Source organism: Nocardia sp. NPDC059764 (genome assembly GCF_042732555.1).
GTDB lineage: Bacteria > Actinomycetota > Actinomycetes > Mycobacteriales > Mycobacteriaceae > Nocardia.
The window spans coordinates 38,851-56,857 of the sequence record NZ_JBHWHH010000005.1; the positions used below are offsets into that span (position 1 = coordinate 38,851).

Annotated in this window: 16 protein-coding genes; 6 read left to right on the plus strand and 10 right to left on the minus strand. The window is 69.4% G+C overall.

Annotation, left to right across the window (positions count from 1 at the left end; genetic code table 11):
- Positions 1–141: 141 nt before the first annotated feature.
- Positions 142–615, minus strand: coding sequence for a redox-sensitive transcriptional activator SoxR (gene soxR, locus ACFV4K_RS01775; RefSeq protein ID WP_379271215.1), 474 nt, complete (start codon positions 613–615; stop codon positions 142–144).
- Between the two features lie 126 nt (positions 616–741).
- Here soxR and arcA point away from each other — a divergent pair, with 126 nt between their 5' ends.
- Both arcA and ACFV4K_RS01785 read left to right on the plus strand, forming a co-directional pair.
- Complete coding sequence (arcA, locus tag ACFV4K_RS01780) at positions 742–1,968, plus strand: arginine deiminase (protein WP_379271216.1); 1,227 nt, start codon at positions 742–744, stop codon at positions 1,966–1,968.
- Positions 1,969–1,975: 7 nt separating this feature from the next.
- Positions 1,976–2,350 (plus strand): GntR family transcriptional regulator, encoded by a 375-nt coding sequence (locus ACFV4K_RS01785; protein ID WP_379271218.1) that lies wholly within the window; start codon positions 1,976–1,978, stop codon positions 2,348–2,350.
- A 33-nt stretch (positions 2,351–2,383) separates the two neighbouring features.
- Here ACFV4K_RS01785 and ACFV4K_RS01790 read toward each other — a convergent pair whose 3' ends face one another.
- Positions 2,384–3,991 (minus strand): dolichyl-phosphate-mannose--protein mannosyltransferase, encoded by a 1,608-nt coding sequence (locus ACFV4K_RS01790; protein WP_379271219.1) that lies wholly within the window; start codon positions 3,989–3,991, stop codon positions 2,384–2,386.
- A 138-nt stretch (positions 3,992–4,129) separates the two neighbouring features.
- Between ACFV4K_RS01790 and rsmI the strand changes: the two genes are divergently transcribed.
- Positions 4,130–4,984 (plus strand): 16S rRNA (cytidine(1402)-2'-O)-methyltransferase, encoded by an 855-nt coding sequence (rsmI, locus tag ACFV4K_RS01795; RefSeq protein ID WP_357280536.1) that lies wholly within the window; start codon positions 4,130–4,132, stop codon positions 4,982–4,984.
- Between the two features lie 101 nt (positions 4,985–5,085).
- Complete coding sequence (locus ACFV4K_RS01800) at positions 5,086–6,318, plus strand: cytochrome P450 (RefSeq protein ID WP_379271221.1); 1,233 nt, start codon at positions 5,086–5,088, stop codon at positions 6,316–6,318.
- Here the strand turns inward: ACFV4K_RS01800 and ACFV4K_RS01805 are convergent.
- From ACFV4K_RS01805 to ACFV4K_RS01840, 8 genes are all read right to left on the minus strand, one after another.
- Positions 6,219–8,387 (minus strand): MMPL family transporter, encoded by a 2,169-nt coding sequence (locus ACFV4K_RS01805; protein WP_379271303.1) that lies wholly within the window; start codon positions 8,385–8,387, stop codon positions 6,219–6,221. The two genes, ACFV4K_RS01800 and ACFV4K_RS01805, sit on opposite strands and share 100 nt — an antisense overlap.
- A gap of 293 nt (positions 8,388–8,680) precedes the next feature.
- Positions 8,681–9,865, minus strand: coding sequence for a peptide synthetase (locus tag ACFV4K_RS01810; RefSeq protein WP_379271223.1), 1,185 nt, complete (start codon positions 9,863–9,865; stop codon positions 8,681–8,683).
- 30 nt (positions 9,866–9,895) lie between these two features.
- On the minus strand, positions 9,896–10,936 hold the full coding sequence (locus ACFV4K_RS01815) for an NAD-dependent epimerase/dehydratase family protein (protein WP_379271225.1): 1,041 nt from the start codon (positions 10,934–10,936) through the stop codon (positions 9,896–9,898).
- Positions 10,937–11,024: 88 nt separating this feature from the next.
- On the minus strand, positions 11,025–11,294 hold the full coding sequence (locus tag ACFV4K_RS01820) for a hypothetical protein (protein WP_379271226.1): 270 nt from the start codon (positions 11,292–11,294) through the stop codon (positions 11,025–11,027).
- Positions 11,291–13,111 carry a fatty acid CoA ligase family protein gene (locus tag ACFV4K_RS01825; RefSeq protein ID WP_379271228.1) on the minus strand — a complete coding sequence of 607 codons (1,821 nt, stop codon included), beginning with the start codon at positions 13,109–13,111 and terminating at the stop codon, positions 11,291–11,293. The genes ACFV4K_RS01820 and ACFV4K_RS01825 overlap by 4 nt, the downstream gene beginning before the upstream one ends.
- A complete protein-coding gene (locus ACFV4K_RS01830; protein ID WP_379271230.1) occupies positions 13,108–14,019 on the minus strand; it encodes a hypothetical protein in 912 nt (303 codons plus the stop codon). Before ACFV4K_RS01830 ends, ACFV4K_RS01825 begins: the two co-directional genes overlap by 4 nt.
- A gap of 9 nt (positions 14,020–14,028) precedes the next feature.
- Positions 14,029–15,081, minus strand: coding sequence for a 3-oxoacyl-ACP synthase III family protein (locus tag ACFV4K_RS01835; RefSeq protein ID WP_379271231.1), 1,053 nt, complete (start codon positions 15,079–15,081; stop codon positions 14,029–14,031).
- A 338-nt stretch (positions 15,082–15,419) separates the two neighbouring features.
- Positions 15,420–16,091 carry a TetR/AcrR family transcriptional regulator gene (locus ACFV4K_RS01840; protein WP_379271233.1) on the minus strand — a complete coding sequence of 224 codons (672 nt, stop codon included), beginning with the start codon at positions 16,089–16,091 and terminating at the stop codon, positions 15,420–15,422.
- A gap of 166 nt (positions 16,092–16,257) precedes the next feature.
- On the opposite strand from ACFV4K_RS01840, the gene ACFV4K_RS01845 reads away from it, so the two are divergent.
- Together ACFV4K_RS01845 and ACFV4K_RS01850 are read left to right on the plus strand one after the other, a co-directional pair.
- Positions 16,258–17,079, plus strand: a complete 822-nt coding sequence (locus tag ACFV4K_RS01845; RefSeq protein ID WP_379271235.1) for a helix-turn-helix domain-containing protein — start codon at positions 16,258–16,260, stop codon at positions 17,077–17,079.
- A 32-nt stretch (positions 17,080–17,111) separates the two neighbouring features.
- Positions 17,112–17,894, plus strand: a complete 783-nt coding sequence (locus ACFV4K_RS01850) for a helix-turn-helix domain-containing protein (protein ID WP_379271236.1) — start codon at positions 17,112–17,114, stop codon at positions 17,892–17,894.
- Positions 17,895–18,007 lie beyond the last annotated feature (113 nt).

Genomic DNA, 18,007 nt, shown 5'->3' on the forward strand with positions numbered 1-18,007 from the left:
GTCAGGTTCGCGGCCGTCCCGATTCTGGACTGCGGCTTGATAGACCTCCGCCTTGGAGCGGGGGAGCGAAGCGGAGGAGCGGAGGAGGGAAGAATCGGGACCAGGGGCCGCGAACCCGCCCGTAGCGAAGCGGAGGGCAAATTAGACACAGTTCTCGGCCGCGTGCGTGTCCAGCACCCGCGCGCCCGGCCCCTCGTCGCCCAGGCGGTCGTGGGCGTTGAAGATCTTGCACACGCCCAGCGACAGGCATCCGCAGCCGATGCATCCGGTGAGATTGTCGCGCAGCCGCACCAGCTGTTCGATCCGGTCGTCGAGGTCGGCGCGCCAGGCGGTGGACAGGGTCTCCCAGTCGCGGCGGCTGGGGTTGCGCCCGTCGGGGAGGTTGTCGAGGGCGCGGCGGATCTCGGCGAGCGGAATGCCGACCCGCTGGGAGATGCGGATGAAGGCGACCCGGCGCAGGGTTTCGCGGGAGTAGCGGCGCTGGTTGCCGCTGGTCCGGCGGGCGCTGATCAGCCCTTCTCGTTCGTAGAAGTGCAAGGCGGACACCGAAACTCCGGCTCGCTGGGCGAGCTGACCGGGGGTCAGCTCCTTCGCCTGCCACGACGCGGTCTGCATTCCTGAACATTACTCCAGGTTTCCGGCCGTGGCGACCCGGCGACCGGAGGATTCACCAGGGCGACTCGAGGTTTTCCCGGGTGCGAATTGCATGCCATCCGTGCCGCGGGCAACTACCGTCGTGTCATGGGAACAAAGGCCGCACCCACGGCGCGACCGTTTTCCGTGACCTCGGAGGTCGGCGCACTGCGCACGGTGCTGTTGCACCGCCCGGGCGACGAGCTGCGCAGGCTCACCCCGCGCAACAACGATCAGCTGTTGTTCGACGCCATCCCCTGGGTGGAGCGCGCCCAGCAGGAGCACGACATCTTCGCCGACGTGCTGCGCGGCCGCGGGGTCGAGGTGCTGCTGCTGGCCGATGTGCTCACCGAGACCATCCAGGGCAGCGGCGCCGCCCGGATCCAGGGTATTTCCGGGGCCGTGGACGCCCGCCGGCTCGGTCATGTGCTGGCCGACGAGCTGGCCGCCCACCTGCGCCGGGTGCCCGCCCCGGAGCTGGCGCAGATTCTCATGTCCGGCATGACATTCGACGAGCTGCCGTTCGGTCAGGACGCCACCTCGCTGGTGCGCCGCATGCATCACGGCCACGATTTCGTCATCGATCCGCTGCCGAACCTGCTGTTCACCCGGGACTCGTCGTTCTGGATCGGCCCGCGTGTGGCGATCACCTCGCTGGCGCTGCCCGCCCGGGCCCGCGAAACCTCGCTCACCGACCTGATTTACGCCTTCCACCCTCGTTTCCTGGGTGTGCGCCGGGCCTACGAATCGCATACCGCCCCCATCGAGGGCGGCGACGTGCTGCTGCTGTCCCCGGGCGTGGTGGCGGTCGGGGTGGGGGAACGGACCTCCGCCGCGGGTGCGGAAGCGTTGGCGCGCAGTCTCTTCGAGGATGATCTGGCCCACACCGTGCTCGTCGTGCCGATCGCCCAGACCCGCGCGACCATGCATCTCGACACGGTCTGCACCATGGTCGACGTCGACGCGGTGGTCATGTATCCGGCGGTCCAGGACGAGTTGTGCGCCTTCACCATTCGTAAGGAGGAGGGTGGCGTGAGCATCTCCGGCCCCGACCCTTTCCTGCGGGTGGCGGCCGAGGCCATGGGCATCGGCAAGCTGCGGGTGGTCGACACCGGCCTGGACGGCGTCACCGCCGAACGGGAGCAGTGGGACGACGGCAACAACACCCTCGCCCTGGCCCCCGGCGTGGTGGTGGCCTACGAACGCAACGAGAACACCAATGCGCGGCTCGAAGACGCCGGAATCGAGGTGCTGCGCATCCCCGGCTCCGAGCTGGGTTCCGGCCGTGGCGGTCCGCGCTGCCTGTCCTGCCCGTTGTCGCGTGACGAGGTGTGATGAAGCCATGCTGGACATCCCGGTCGACCACCACTCGACGGTCCCGCCGTATGAGCAACTGCGCCAGGGCATCATCGCCCGGGTGCGCTCCGGTGAGCTCGCCGCGGGCACCAAGATCCCCACGGTCCGGGCGCTGGCGGCGACGCTGAGGCTGGCCCCCAATACGGTGGCGCGCGCCTACCGCGAGCTGGAGCAGGACGGCATGCTCGAAACCCGCGGGCGGCTGGGCTCTTTCATCGCGTCCTCGGGCGACCCGACCCGCGACCTGGCCGGCCGCGCGGCCACCGAGTACGTGGCGGTGATCCGGCGACTGGGCCTTGACGACGAAGCCGCCGAACGCTATCTGCACGCGGCTCTGGGCGAAACCGACACCACGCCTTGATCTCCGGCCCGGTGAACCGCCCTGACGTCGGTCCTACCTCCAGCTGGGCAGCCACAGGTGGTCGTGCCAGTTGCCGGGTGTGATCGGCATACCGGTCAGGATCGGCCACAGCCAGATGAAGTTGGCGATGACCAGCGCCAGATACAGGCACACCAGCAGCAGCCCCAGCCCTTGCCGTTCGCTGGGCGGGGTGAACAGCTGCCAGCCCGGCGCGCCCGAGAGCCGCCGTCCGATGGGCGGCGCGTGCCCGAGGATGTCGCCGAGCGCCAGCGCCACGCCCATAGCCAGGAACGGGGCCAGCGGCACCGCGTAGAAGAAGTACATCTGCCGGTCCAGGTCCAGGAACCAGGGCAGGATTCCGGCCCCGTACCCGACCAGGACGGCGGCGTAGCGCCAGTCGCGCCGCACGATGCTGCGCCACAAGGCCCACCCCAGCATGGGGAAGGCCAGCCACCACAGCGCGGGCGTGCCGATCGCCATGACGGCCTTGACGCAGGCGGCCTGTCCGCAGCCGCTCACATTGGTGTCGGCGTAGTAGTAGAGCATCGGCCGCAGGCCCATGGGCCAGGTCCACGGCTTGGATTCCCAGGGATGGTGATTGCCCGCGGAGTTGGTGAGCTCCTTGTGGAAGTTCAGGACCTCGCCGCCGTAGTACCAGAGTCCGCGCAGCGCGCTCGGCACCCACGAGAAGTCCCCGCCGCGACCGACCTTCGAGCCGACCGCGTACCGGTCGTAGCTGGTCTCGCTGGCGAACCAGCCCCAGAAGGACATGAGGTAGACGAACACCGGCACGACCATCAGCGCGTAGATCGTGGGCCCGAGGTCGCGCCGGGCGACGCCTTCCCACGGCTTCTTCACGCGATACCCACGCCGCGCGGACAGGTCGAACGCCAGTGACAGCGCCGCGAATCCGACGATCCAGTACGCGCCGGACCATTTGGTGCCGCAGGCCAGTCCGAGCATGAGGCCCGCGCCGAACCGCCACCAGCGCACGCCGAAGCGCGGCCCGAATTCGGTGTCGTCGATGCGGCCTTGGGCGGAGACCAGGGCGATGCGGGTGCGGATGTCGTCGCGGTCCACCACCAGGCAGCCGAAGGCCGCGGTGACGAACAGCGCCTGGAAGATGTCGAGCATGCCGATGCGGGAGGACACGAAGGTGAGTCCGTCGCAGATCAGCAGGATGCCGGCGAACGCGCCGATCAGGGTGGATCGCGTCATCCGCCGCACGATGCGGATCACCAGCAGGACCAGCAGGGTTCCGGAGACGGCGGCCATGAACCGCCAGCCCCACGGCCCGTATCCGAAGATGGCCTCGCCGAGCGCGATCATCTGCTTGCCGACCGGCGGGTGCACCACCAGCCCGTAGCCGGGGTTGTCCTCGACGCCGCCGTTGGTGAGCACCTGCCAGCCCTGCGGCGCGTAGTGCTTCTCGTCGAAGACCGGCGTGTGCAGGTCGGTCGGATAGTTCAGCAGCAGGAACCGGGTGATGCCGGCGATCGCGGTGAGGAACAGCGTGACCACCCAGCCTCGCGCCCAGTCCGTGGGCCCGAAGTCGGGTGAGGGCACCAGCGGGGCGGGACTCGACAGCGCCGCCGTCTCCGCCTGAACCGCTGACGGTCGCACGTCGGTTACCTGGGTCACGCCGTCGATCGTAAGCGGTCGCGCCCCTCGAGTCGCCTTCCGGTGAGCCGCCACCACTCCGGTGACGGCCCCCGGCCGGGGTTCGCGCGCCCGCGCCGGTAGGTTCGGCGGGTGTCTCGGAGTGGAACAGCGGAACAGATGAGCGCCGGGTCCGGTGCGCCGGGCCGGCTGGTCCTGGCGGCGACGCCGATGGGCGATATCGGTGATGCCTCGCAGCGATTGCGGGACGCGCTCGCCACCGCCGACATCGTGGCGGCCGAGGACACGCGGCGGACGCGGTCGCTGGCGAAGGCGCTCGAGCTGGAGATCTCCGGCCGGGTGGTGAGCTTCTACGACCATGTGGAGACCGCGCGCATCCCGATGCTGCTCGAGGAGATCGAGTCCGGGAAGACGGTGCTGCTGGTCACCGACGCGGGCATGCCGTCGGTGAGCGATCCCGGGTATCGGATGGTGGCGGCGTGCGTGGAGCACGGTCTGCCGATCACCTGTCTGCCGGGCCCGTCGGCGGTGACGACCGCGCTGGCCCTGTCCGGCCTGCCCGTCGAACGCTTCTGTTTCGACGGGTTCCCGCCCCGCAAGTCCGGGCAGCGCAAGGAGTGGCTGCGCACCTTGACCTCGGAAGCCCGTGCGGTGGTGTTCTTCGAGGCCCCGCACCGGCTCGCCGACTGCCTGGCCGACGCGGTCGAGGTGCTCGGCCCGACGCGGCGCGCCGCGGTCTGCCGGGAGCTCACCAAGACCTACGAGGAGGTCGTGCGCGGCACGCTGGCGGAGCTGGCCGCCTGGGCCGTCGAGGGCGCGCGCGGTGAGATCACCGTGGTTCTCGAAGGCGCGCAGCCGGTTTCGGCCGAGCCCGCCGATCTGGTCGGCCAGGTCGAAGCCTTGATCGAGTCGGGGCTGCGGTTGAAGGACGCGTGCGCGGAGGTGTCGGCCGCCACCGGGGCGTCCCGCCGCGAGTTGTACGACGCGGTGCTGGCGGCGCGTTCGGCCGAGTAGCCCGGGTGGTGTCCGGGCCGGGTTGTCTGGCCAGTGTGCCCACTGGAAGGGGTGCGCCGATGCCGCACCCGGTCTCGCGGCCGCTGTTACAGTCCCCGATCATGGTGCATGAGACGGCCGCTCCGGCAAGTGAATTGGTGCTGGAACCGTTCGAGCTGAGCGACGATTTCTATCAGCGGCCGCACGACGCGTACGACCTGTTGCGGGCGCGCGGCGCGGCGCATTTCGTGCGCTTTCCGGACGGTGGAACCGGTTGGCTGGTCACCGATTACGAGGCGGCGAAGGCCGTGTTCCTGGATCCCGCCGTCAGCAAGGCCCTCAAATCGCCGGGCGCGCAGGCCGCGCTGGGCGGTGATGCCGGGGGCGCGGCCATATTCGGCGACATGATGCTGTTCTACGACCCGCCGGAGCACACCCGGCTGCGGGCGCTGGTGAATCGCGCGTTCAGTGGCCGCGCGGTGCGCGAACTGGCCCCGCGTATCACCGAATTGGCCGACGGCCTGCTGGCCGGACTGGCCGAGGACGCCGCGTCCGAGCAGGATCTCCTGGACCGCTACGCGTTCCCGTTGCCCATGCTGGTGATCTGCGAGCTGCTGGGCGTGCCCAATGAGGACCGCGACAGCTTCCGCGGCTGGTCCACCACCCTCGTGTCCAACGACGAGACTCCCGAGGCCCGTGGCGCCGCCGTCGGCCAGTTCCTGGGCTACATCGACGGATTGATCCGCGCCAAGCAGGAAGCGCCAGCCGATGACCTGCTCTCCGAACTGATCTCGGCCAGTGAGGACGGCGACCGGCTCTCCCATCGCGAGCTGATCAGCATGGTGTTCCTGCTGCTGATCGCGGGTTTCGAGACCACCGTGAACCTGATCTCCAACGCCGTCGCGATCCTGTTGACCGACAACGGAGTCCGCGCCGCCCTCGCCGCGGACCCGGGCCGGATGGCGGACTTCGTGGAGGAAGTCCTGCGCTTCGAGTCCCCGGCCAGTGAGGGCACCTTCCGCTATACGACCGCCCCGGTCGCCGTCGGCGGCGTCGAAATCCCTGCGGGCCGACGGGTTCTGGTGTCGATGGCCGCCGCCGACCGCGACCCGTCGCGCTTCGACGACCCGCACCGGGTGGACCTGGACCGCGCCGACAAAAGCCATCTCGCCTTCGGTTACGGCATCCACCGGTGCGTCGGCGCTCCGCTGGCGCGTATGGAGGGCGGGGTCGCGCTGACCCGCCTGCTCGCCGCCTATCCGGACTTGGTGCTCGCCACCGACGCCGAATTGTCCTGGCGCAAGTCGCTGATCGTGCGGGGACTCACCGCGCTGCCGGTCCGCCTCCGCCCCTGACCCGGGGTCCACCAGTTGGCGGGACCCATCAGTTTCACCAGCGCCGGGACCAGCAGCATGCGGACCAGGGTGGCGTCGATGATCAGCGCGATCACCATGCCGAGGCCGAGGAACCGCATGGGCGTGAGCGGCGACAGCGTGAACGCGCCGGTGATGAGCACGAGCAGCGTCGCGGCGGCGGTGATCACACGCGCGGTCCGCACGGTCCCGACGCGCACCGAGGTGTCGGTGTCCGCGCCCGCGTCGTGCGCTTCCACCATGCGCGACAGCAGGAACACCTCGTAGTCGGTGGAGAGCCCGAACACGACCGCGATGATGAGGACCATCATCCCCGCCGAGAGCGGGCCGACGCTGACGTGCAGCGCACTCGCCAGATGCCCCTGATCGAAGATCCAGGTGAGCACGCCGAAGGTCGCCGCCAGGCTGAGGAAGGCCATGAGGACGGCCTTGAGCGGCAAGACGATCGAGCGGAATGCCAGCGCCAGCATGAGCAGCGTGACCGCCACCATGACCGCGATCATGAGCGGCAGCCGGTCGAGCACCGCCGCGATGCTGTCGACCGTGGTGGCGCTCTCCCCGCCGACGCGCAGCTCGAGTCCGTCCGGATGCAGGGCCCGCAGGTCGCGCACGATGTCCTGGGCGCGCGGTGAGCGGTCCGGGGCGGCGAGCGCGGCGTGCACGATGACGGTGTCGTCGCGGGTGTCGAGGGCCAGCGCCTGCCGGACCCCGGGCACGCCGCCGATCTCCCGCAGCGCCCGGCTGACCGCGCCCTGTGTCGGTGTGCCGCCGCCGGTTTCGCGGACCAGGATGGTGGCCCCGCTGTTGGCGGCGGGGAAGTGCGCCGTCAATTCCTCGACGGCGACCCGGGTTTCATTGCCCGCGGGCAGGGCGGTGTGGTCGATGTCGCCCAGCCGGACAGCGGTCAGCGGCGCGGCCAGCACCAGCAGGATCGCGCCGACCGCGAGGGCGATCACGCCCGGCCGCTTCATGACCGCCGTGACGACGCCACCCCAGAACCGTTGCGCCCGAGCCTCGGAGCGATCGAAGGCGTCCGCGCGCCAGCTCCACTTGCCGATCCGCGGGCCCAGCAGCGCCAGCATGGCGGGCAGTGCGGTCACCGACAGCGCGGCGGCCAGCCCCACCGCCGCGATGGCCCCGATCCCGAGCGAACGCAGCACCGCCAGCGGGAAGACGAACGTCCCCGCGAACGCGCACATGAGCAGCAGCGCCGAGAACAGCACCGTGCGCCCGGCCGTGCCCAGGGTGCGCGTCACCGCCGCCTCCACGGTGGCTCCGCGCGCGAGTTCCTCCCGGAACCGTCCGACGATGAAAAGCCCGTAGTCGATGGCCAATCCGAGCCCCAGCAGCGACACCACGTTCATGGCGAACACGCTGACCTCGGTGAGCCGTGCGATCAGCCCGACCGCGCCCAGCGCGCCGATCACCGCCAGGGTGCCGATCGCCACCGGCAGCGAAGCGGCCACCACGCCGCCGAACACCAGGACCAGCACCACGGCGGTCAAGGGGATCGAAATGGATTCGGCCAGCACCAGATCGTCCCGTGATTGCGTGCTGATCGTGTCGGCGAGCGCGCTGTACCCGGTCAGCTTCGTGTCGAGCCCGTCGACCCGCAGCGCGGCGGCGACTTTCGGATACTCCGCCACCCGCTGGTTGTCGTCGCCCGCCGAGAACACCACGGCGACCGCCTGCCGCCCGTCCGCGGACCGCAGATACTGCGATCGCGAACTGCTCCAATAGCTTTCGACGGGCCGCCGCAACAGAGCCGGGTCGATGGACGCGATGGCCGCTGTCACCCGCGGCCCGATATCCGCCAGCGACTGCCCGTCGGGCGCGGTGTACACGGCGATGACATCCGGATTCTGCGGCCCCAGCCGCTCGGTCACCCAGGCGTCCACCTCCGTGGATTCACTGTGCGGCACCACGAATCCCGCCGAACTCACCCGCTGCTGCAGTCCGGTCGCGAACACCCCGCAGGCCAGCGCGAACAACACCGCCACCACCAGCACGGTCTTCGGCCGGGCGACCACCATCCGCGCCCACGCGGCCACGAGACCGCCGACCGCCGCGTGATCACCGGATGCCGCGCCACCGTGCGATTGTCCGCTGACCGCCCGGGATTCGGCTGCGGCCGAGTGGTCGGTCGCCTCGGCGGGATCGCCGGTGGTGCCGGGCGAGTCGCCCTCGACCCCGGCTCCGGTGGCCTCGGTGGAATTGCCAGCGGTGGTCATGGGCACTCCGATCCTGTTGTGCGCGAGCGGGTGAGCGCGGCGGGCGGGGCACCGTGGCCTGGCCGGACGCGCTCGGCGGCGGCACCGCCGCTACCCCCCGGTGGGCTCGGTCCCTAGTTGTGAGCGGTCGAAGGTTGCTGGGCGAGTTCGGTTTCCAGCGTCCGGACGATGCGGTCCAGCAGCGCGTCCAGGCGCTCGGGCACGCCGCGGCCGTTGCGCGCGGAGACGGTGAGCTCGGTGCGGCCGCCGCATTCGGTCATGCCGACGAGCAGCGGCATGGCGACGCTGTGCTGCGGCATCACCTTGATGGCGGTGGGCGCGAAACCGGGGACGGCGAGCGCGTCCAGGTCGTAGCGGCCCATGTGGGAGACGGTGGCGGAGGCCAGGTTCAGGCCCGTCCGCGAGCCCAGGGCGTTGAGGGCGCGCAGCAGTCCGCGTCCGGCGGCCTGCGGCAGGTACTTCAGTCCGCCGTTGTCCATCTGGTTCAGTTCGCGGTTCTCCGCGAGCCCCGCCCGCTTGATGTCGTTGAGCTGCCGCCAGTCCATGCCCGGCCGCACGTCCAGGAACAGCGGCAGCGCGAGATTCGCGGTGGACCGCAGCTCCGGGTCGTGGCGTCGGATGTCGACGGGGATCATGATGCGCGAGACAGGCCCGCCCGCATCGGCCAGCATGGCCGCCACCCGCATCAGCGTGCCCGGCCCGGTCGCGTGAATAGTCCTGGTGCGCAACAGATGCCGGTGCTCGCCCCGCTCCTGGCGGCCGTGCCCGGTCGCCGACCGGAAGCGGGGCAGCATGAGGGTGGGCCGCCCCGGCGCGCCGATCCGCTTCACCAGTTCGGCGTCGGCGATCGGGTCGGCCGCGCCCACCGGCTCCTCGCCGCGCAGCGCCCGCAGCACGTCGGTGGTCCACATGACCATGCCCATGCCGTCCATGACGCCGTGGAACACCCGGAAGACCAGGGCGGTGGTGGTGCCGGTGAGCAGCAGCACCTCCACGGTGGCGTCCGGGGTGGGCCCGATCGGGCTGGTCAGCACCGGATCCGCTTCCAGCGCCGGGTATTGCAGCTCGTGCTCGACGACGCGCACGCCGGGCGCGCGTCCGCTGTCCACCCAGTGGCGTCCGTCGCGCACCAGGCGCGCGCCCGGGTTCGCGGCCGCCGCGGTGGCGACCGCGCGCCGCAGCGTCTCCGGGTCGATACTGCCCGTGCCCTCCACCACCAGCTGCATCAGGAACGGCGGAGCCAGATCCCGCATCGGGAAGTAGATGAGTTCGGTGGGAGAGATGGGACGGCGGAACATGGGCCTACCTGCCTGGATCGTCTCGATGCGTTAGATCTGCGCGTTCAATGCCACCGCGCCGCCCTGGCTTTCGAGCCAGGTCAGGAAACCGGCCAGGCCGGTCTCGCGGTCCACGATCGGCCGGTAACCGAGATCGCGGGCGGCGGCGGAGGTGTCGTAGGTCGCGGTGCGGGTCATCAGCGCGACCACGTACCGGGACAGCGGCGGCGACCACCGGGTGGCGACGAACGGGATGCGCCAGACGGTTTCGATGGCGGCCACGATCGCGGCGAGGACCTTCGGATTCGGCTGCCGGGTCGGCTTCGGGTAGCCGAGACCGGTGGCCACCTCACCGAGGAAGCCCCACACGTCGGTGCGTTCGGCGTCGGCGATGAAATACGCCTTGCCGCCAGCGTTCTCGCTGCGCGCGGCCAGCACGCAGGCTTCGGCGATATTGTCCACGTGGCACAGCGAGGCGTACACCTGCCTGCCGTAGGACAGGTCCGGCAGCGAGCCTTCGCCCGCCCGGCCCAGCAGCCGCACGATCGGCCCGGACCGGTCGCCCGCGCCCCAGATGGCGCGCGGCCGCAGCGCGCACGTGCTGAACCCGTCCGTATTCGACGCCAGGACCAGGCGTTCGGCCGCGGCCTTGGTCTCGGAGTAGTGGTTCAGGTAGCGGCTCGGGTACGGCACCGATTCGTCGATGTCGACCTGATCGCCGCCGTCGCGGTCCATGAGCGCGCTCGGGCTGGACACGAACACGAACCGGGAAGCGCCATTGCGCTTCGCCGCCCGCAGCAGATTCTCGGTGGCCGTGACGTTCTCGGCGACGAACTGGTCGCGGGTGCCGCGATCGTCTACCCGCGCGGCGCTGTGGAAGACCACGTCCACGCCCTTGGTGGCACGATCCAGGGAGCCCTGATCGGTCAGGTCGCCGGTGACGACCTCCACCCGATCCAGCACCTCCGACAGATCGCGCAGGTTGCTGGTCGGCCGGGCCAGAATGGCCACCTCGTAGTCGCCGTCGCGGACCAGGCGGCGCACCAGCGCCCCGCCCAGGAATCCGGAAGCGCCTGTCACCAGTGCCTTCACGCTCCGTCCTTTCCGCATGCCCGGGAGCGCTGCGTGGTTACGCAAGCAAGCGCAGGGTGGTGGAGCGGCTCCGCCGCGCCTGACCCGGTCATGCGGCCTCCTGCGTCTTCCACCAGGTGATCCCGAAGATCTGGGTCATGGCCGCCGTCTTGACCGGCGAGTGCCCGCTGTCCGCGGTGGCGCGCAGGGCGGCCGGGATCTGGGCCGCGTGCACCACGACGCTCAGGAACGCGTCGATCCAGAACACCGCGCGCAGCAGCCGGTTCTCCGGGGCGCGATCTCCCACCGCGAGCAGCACGCCCACCGCGAGATACAGCCAGCCGAGCACCGGAATCGCGCGTAGTACCAGCACCTTCATCGTCGTTCGTCCTTTCCGAGCCGCTCCGCCGCCCAGACCGCGAGCTGCTCGCGGCCGATCTTGGCATTGTGTCGGATGTCGACCGGGAACTTCGGGTGGAACAGGAACGTGGAAACGGCTGCGGTGACCGTGAATTCGGCCGCCCGAGCCTGCAGCCCGGCCATGACGGCCGCGGGATCCGCGCCCGGTGCGGTCTCGACGCACAGCACCGGCCGCTGCGCGCCCCGCTCGCCCACGCCGACCAGCGCGGTCCGGGCCACGCCGGGGACGGCGTTGAAGACCTGCTCCACCTGCACCGAGAACATGGGTCCGGCGGCGGTCCGCAGCCGCTGGCTCTTGCGTCCGCAGAACCAGATCCGGCCCTCGCCGTCGATGCGGGCCAGGTCGCCGGTGCGATGCCACACCGTCTCGCCGTCCTGGATCTTGCCCGCCGCGTTCGCCGACTTCGGCCAGTAGTAGCGGGTGCTCACGTTCGGCCCGGCCACCACCAGTTCGCCGATGCCGCGGGTGGCGGCCAGCTCGGTCTCGCGGGCCTGCGCGTGCGCCCAGGTCGGGATCGGGTCGTCGGTGATGGCGACCAGCCGCGCGCGCACCCCTTCGGCGGGACGGCCCACACAGGTGCCCTCGCCGAGACGGGCGCGATCGGCCAGACCGGCCAGCAGCTCCCGGGATTCGATGGTGGACATGGGCAGCGCCTCGGTGGAGCCGTACCCGGCGTACACCTCCGCGTCCGGGGCCAGCACCCGGCGCAACCCGGCGATGCAGGTGTCCGGGACGGGCGCGCCGCCGGAGAAGATGCTGTGCAGCGTCGGCACCGGCGTGCGGTGCGTCTCCAGATGCCGCAGCAGCGGGATCAGCACGGCGGGGGAGGCGAACATGGTCTTCACCCCGAACCGGTTGATCGCGTCCACCACGTGCGCGGGATCGGTGGAACCGACCTTGCTGGGCACCAAGGGCGGCAGGACACAGCGGGATCCGAGGAGCATGTCGAGAATGCCGACCAGCGGCAGCGTGATCAGTGAGGTGCCCGGCTCCACCCGGCCACGGGCGGCGTGCACCTGCTCGACCATGGCGCTGAGATTGCCGTGCGTCATCTCCACGGCCTTGGCGGGGCCGGTCGAGCCGGTCGTGTAGGCGATGAGCAGCACCTCGTCGGCGGGTGCGGGGACCCGCTCGCGCAGGGTGAAGGCGTCGAACGGGGCCCGGTGCTCGCCGGACGGCCGCCGGGAGTCGGCGACGGAGGCGAGCAGTTCCTCCAGTCGCGCCGCCATTTTCGCGCCGACCGGACCGGCGGCGTCGGTGCGGAACCGAGTGCCGAAGCGGCTCGCCGTCGCCGGGGCGTCCCAGCTGCGCAGGGTCGGGCCGCCCCAGAACCAGCGCGGGCCCACGGTCAGCGTCACCCGCACCTTGCGGAAGTACTTGGCGAACAGCACCCGCGCCGCGTGCGCCTGTGGTATGCCGATGAACGCCTCCGCGTTCGCCGCGCGCAGGCAGTTGAGCATCTTGCGCACACCCATGCCCGGATCGATCACGACCGGGATGGCGCCGATCTTCAACAGCCCCAGCATGATCGCGTACAGCTCCGGGCTGGGCAGCACCAGCACGATGGTGCGGGTGCCGCGGCCCACCCCGGCGGCGGCCAGGTGCAGGCCGATGGTGTCGGACCACTCGTCGAGCTCGCGGTAGGTGAGATGGCGGTAGTCCGGCAGGCCGGAGGCGGTCTTCCCCGCGGGGTAGATCACCGCCTCACGGTCCGGATCGGCGGCCACCACCGCGCGGAAGCGGTCGATGGCCTGCCAATAGGTCGCGGTCGTCACGCCGCGGCCCCGACCACGGCGGGCAGACGGTAGACGACGGCGGCCGCCGACGGGCCCGCGCCCGCCGCCACGAACAGCACATCGCGGTACCCGGTCAGCGATTCCGCCTGGGCGGCAGCGTGATACGCCAGCGACAGCGACGCGGTGTGCGGGTCGCCCTGGGACAGGTCCGGGAGGAGCACCGCGTCCGGGGCGATGCCCAGCTCCTCGGCCAGGCGGGCCGGGAAGTCGTCGCTCGGGGTGGCGGCGATCAGGGCGGTGGTGGTCTCCTCCGCGTCGCCGCCCGCGAGGGCGGCGCGGGCGGCGTCGGCGGCGACCATGAGCAGCCGGTCCAGGTAGTCCGGCTCACGCTCCACGGTCATCAGGCCGCGGCCGCGGTCGCCCATGGTCTCGGTGTCCACGTACGACTCCAGGCCGGGGGCGCCGGCGGCGGCCCGGGTGTGCACCCGCCCGAAGCCCTCAGGCTGGTCGCTCTGCTCCAGCAGGAGCGCGGCGCCGGCGGTGGCGTAGGGGAATTCGTCGTCGGCGGCCGCGCGGGTCATCGACGGGTGGGTGTCACCGGAGACGATCAGCACGTGCTCGGCGCTGCCGGTCGCCAGCACCGCCTGCGCCACCTGCACGGCATTGAGGACGCTGGTGCCCGCGTTCATCAGGTCGAAGGAAAACGAGCGCGGGTCCTCCTTCACGTAGTCCAGGCCGATGCCCGCGGCCTTCTGGATCAGCGCCGAGACGGCGGGTTCGACGGTATTGCTGTCGCGGAAGATGCCCGCGTTGATCATGACTCCGACCTGTCCGGGCTCCACCCCGGCGCTCTCCATGGCCCGGCGCGCGGCCCGGCCGCTGAGCTCCACGATGCTGAAAGTGTCAGTGTCCCGGGCGATTCCGGTGGATTTGATGCGCACACCCATGGCGGTACCTCAGACCTTCAGCGACGAGATGGTGGTGGACAGGAATCCGCCGACGACGCCCGACGCCGCGGGGATCATCAGGATCTTCGATCCGGCGGCCAGGTTCTGCTGGCTCAGCTGATCGTGCAGCACGATGAAATGAGAAGTGCTGGAAGTGTTTCCGTACTTCTCGATGACATTCAGGTCCGGCGGCATGGGATGGCCGAATTCGCGTTCGGCGATGGCGTTCATGAACGGGATGGCGGCCGCGCCGAACTGGTGGTGGATGATGTAGTCGAAGCCCTCGTCGGCGAACGTGATGCCCTCGGTCTCCATGAAATTGCGCTGGGTGTCGGTCCACAGCAGGAACCGGGCCTCGTTGTGCATCTTCCGGTTGTCGGTGTACAGCGCGACGCCGTTGGACTTGTCGCTCGGCATTCCCAGACAGAGGTGGGAGAACTCCGACGCGGTGGTGAGTTCGATGTAGTGGATCACGTCGTTGTCGTCGACGGCCTCGTCCAGCACCACGCACGCGCCGGAATCGCCGACGGTGAGCGAGGCGAACTGCAGATCGTATTTGCTGGAGATTTCGTCGACCGCGGTTTCCGCGATCGGCGTGATGGCCTCACCGCTGACCACGATGCCGCGTTTCACGGCGCCGCTGCGAATCATGCGGTCGAGAATGTAGACGCCACTCATCATGCCGGCGCAGGCATTCGAGAGATCGAATGCGATGACATCCTCGCGGGCGCCGATGGCGCGGGCGATGGTCCCGGCGAAGGACGGCTCCATGTACATCTTGGTGCCGTGCTTGCTGCGGGTGATGGAGGTGGAGATGATGATGTCGAGATCGCCCGCGGCGTACGACGACCTGGCCAGGCAGTCCTCGACCGCCTTCATGGCGAGCGCGAAGGAATCCTCGCGGCTCTCCGGGCGGGTGTCGCGGAAGCGGCGTTCCTTGACTCCCGTAATTCGTTCGAGATCGAATTCGGGAGCCTCCTTCAATCGCGCGACGAGTTCTGCTGTGGTGACCCGGTTCTCGGGCAGATAGGCGCCGATCGATTCGAATCGAGATTGCGGCACAGGGGACTCCTGAAGCTGGGAAGGCTGAAAAGCATTGGGGGGAAAGGTGATCGACTGTGATCGTCAAGCTCGGATGCGCTGAGGCTACCCGAGGGTAACCAGCATGGGGAACTGTCGCGTTCCGTGTAACCGTCTGAGACGAAAGGCGAACAGTCGCTTACTGTTACTAACGGTGACAGAAAAGTCCTTCGCGCAGCCAGCCTCGCCGAGGTCGCGCTGAAATGGGGGTTTGGCCTTCTCCGGCAATGCAAGTGAACACGCGGCTATCCTCGGTCATGTGCCTTCGGCATGGTCCGGATATGGCGGGACGAAGCCCCCGTTGTGAGTGAGTTCACGCGTCAGGCGCGTGCGGGCAGCCCCAGCACCGCGTTCACGAATTCCACGAACAGCGGCGCCAATTCGGGCACCCGATGCGCCCCCTCGGCGACGATGACCCGCCGCGTGCGCTCCCCGATCGCGTCCGGGATCAGGGCGAACAGTTCGTCCGCGATCACCGGCAGGCTCGGATCGGTCACCCGCGCCTCGGCGTAGAACGCGCGATACAGATCCGCGAACCGATCCACCGACAGATCCCGCAGCGCCACCGATTGCTGATCCACCTTGAACGCCTCGACCAGCATCAGTCGCGCGAAATCCGGTTCGGACGCCACGGTTTCGCAGAACGTCACCACGATGGACTCGATCCGATCGTGCGCCCCCGCATCGGTCGGCAACTGCCCCAGTTCGTCCACGATCCGGGTGGCGATGATGTCCGAAGCGGTCCGCACCGCCTCTATGAAGCACTCTTCCTTATTGCTGAAATGCTCGTAGAACGTACTCCGCGACACCCGGGCCCGCGCCACGATATCGCTCAAGGTGACCGCGTAATACCCTTTCCCCTCAACGCATTCCACCATCGCCTCCAGCAACCGCCCCCGCTGCGAGGTGAGCACCGCCTCCCGGGCGGCCCGATGCCGCTGATCGAATTGCGTACGTTGCAACCCCGCGGCCGACCCACCCCAACCCGGCATCCGAACCTCCCTGACTGAACCGTCGACACTTCAGATCCCCATTATCGAGCCCCCGCGGAACCCGCCCCACCCCGGTATTGACATCGCATGCCATCAGTTTTGTTCGGTTGACCTCTCAACGGGGTCCGGTGCCACTGTGACCTGCGCCGGACCGTAGGCTTGCGACGTGCTCGAAGTCTTCAACCCGACCCCCGAACAGCCCATCCTCGGGATGTACATGCGGTACCGCCGGGAGACGTTGGGCATCACCCAGGAAGAGGCCGCCCGGCGCATGTACGTCAGCCTCTCGCTCTACCGCAAACTCGAGAACGGGGAGCGCGCGCTGTCGGGCGATCGGCTCGAGGACTGGTGCAAGGCCATCGACGCCCCGGTGTGGATGCTCGAGAAGATGGTCTCCCTCGCGATGCCGAAGATCTCCACCCTCGCGCGCGGCGTCTGGCCGCCGCAGCTGCGCCAGGAGGACCTCGACCACCTGAACGCCCTGCCCTACCCAGCGTTCTTCCACCGCTTCCCCGAATACGAAGTGCTCGCGGCCAATCCGGCGGCTCTCGGCGCCCTGCCCTGGCTGGCCCCGGCGCCCCTGAACGCAGAGCGCCCCGTGAACGTCATCGAACAGATGATGACCGTCCCCGAGGCCCCCGAGGTGCTGGTCAACTGGGACACCATCGTCCACCGCCTCCTTTTCAGCCTGCGCATCCTCGGCCCCGGCGTCGTAGCCCCCGAACGCATGTCCCAGATCATCGAAACCTGCAGCACAAATCCCGAATTCGCCCGCATGTGGGCTACCCCGGTCTCCGAGGAGCTCTACAACGACTCGGCCATCCTGGTCCGCAACCCCGAATCCGGCGACCTCATGTCCCTGACCATGCGCGTCTACAACGCCTACCACCCTCAAGGCTGCTCCTACCAGCTCTTCATGCTCACCCCCCGTCTCCCCGGCACCCCCACAGTCGACCCCTTCGTCCTGACTGCGATGGGCCAACCGTGATCGGTGGGAGTCGGACCGCGCCGGAGCAGCCCATGCTCGGGATGTTCATGCGGTATCGGCGTGAGCATCTGGGATTGACCCAGGACGAGGTGGCGCGACGTATGTTCGTGAGCCTGTCCCTCTATCGCAAGCTGGAGAACGGCGAACGCCCCATGTCTCCGGAGCGGTTGGGGGACTGGTCGAAGGCGATGAACGCGCCCGCGTGGCTGTTGCGCAAGATGGCGTCGCTGGCGCTGCCGATGGCGTCCGCGGTGGAGGCGGGGGTGTGGCCGCCGGTGTTGCGGGACGAGGACATCGAGCATTTGGAGGCGCTGCCGTTTCCGGCGTTCTATCACCGGACGCCCGAGTACGAGATCCTGGCGGCGAATCAGGCCGCGCGGGAGGCGTTTCCGTGGCTGCTTCCCACACACGCGGATGCGGAGCGACCCGCGAACGTCATTGAGCAGATGATGACCGAGCCGATCGCGCGGGAGGTGCTGATCAACTGGGAGCTGATCGTGCATCGGCTGCTGTTCATCCTGCGGGTGAACGCGCCGGGGACCGTCGCTCCGGAGCGGCTGGCGCAGATTCTGGAAACCTGCCGGGTGAATCCGGAATTCGAGCGATTCTGGACCACCGACCTCAGTGAGGAGCAGTTCAACGATTCACTGGTTCTGGTCCGGGACCCGGAGACCGGCGGGCAGATGGCGCTGACCATGCGCTCCTACAACGCCTGGCATCCCGACAACTGCCCGTATCAGTTGTTCGTGCTCACGCCGCGGGCCGACCCGACGCCGAGCGTGAGTGCCCCAATTCGTGCGACCTCCCCGGGTTGACCCTGCAAGCCACGGGTTGGATGCTTGTTCGGCGAGATCAAACTGCTGCTGCCCGGTCCGAGCCCGTGCTCCGGATCGGGCAGTTTCGCGTTTGCGCGCGGCATTCCCGTTCC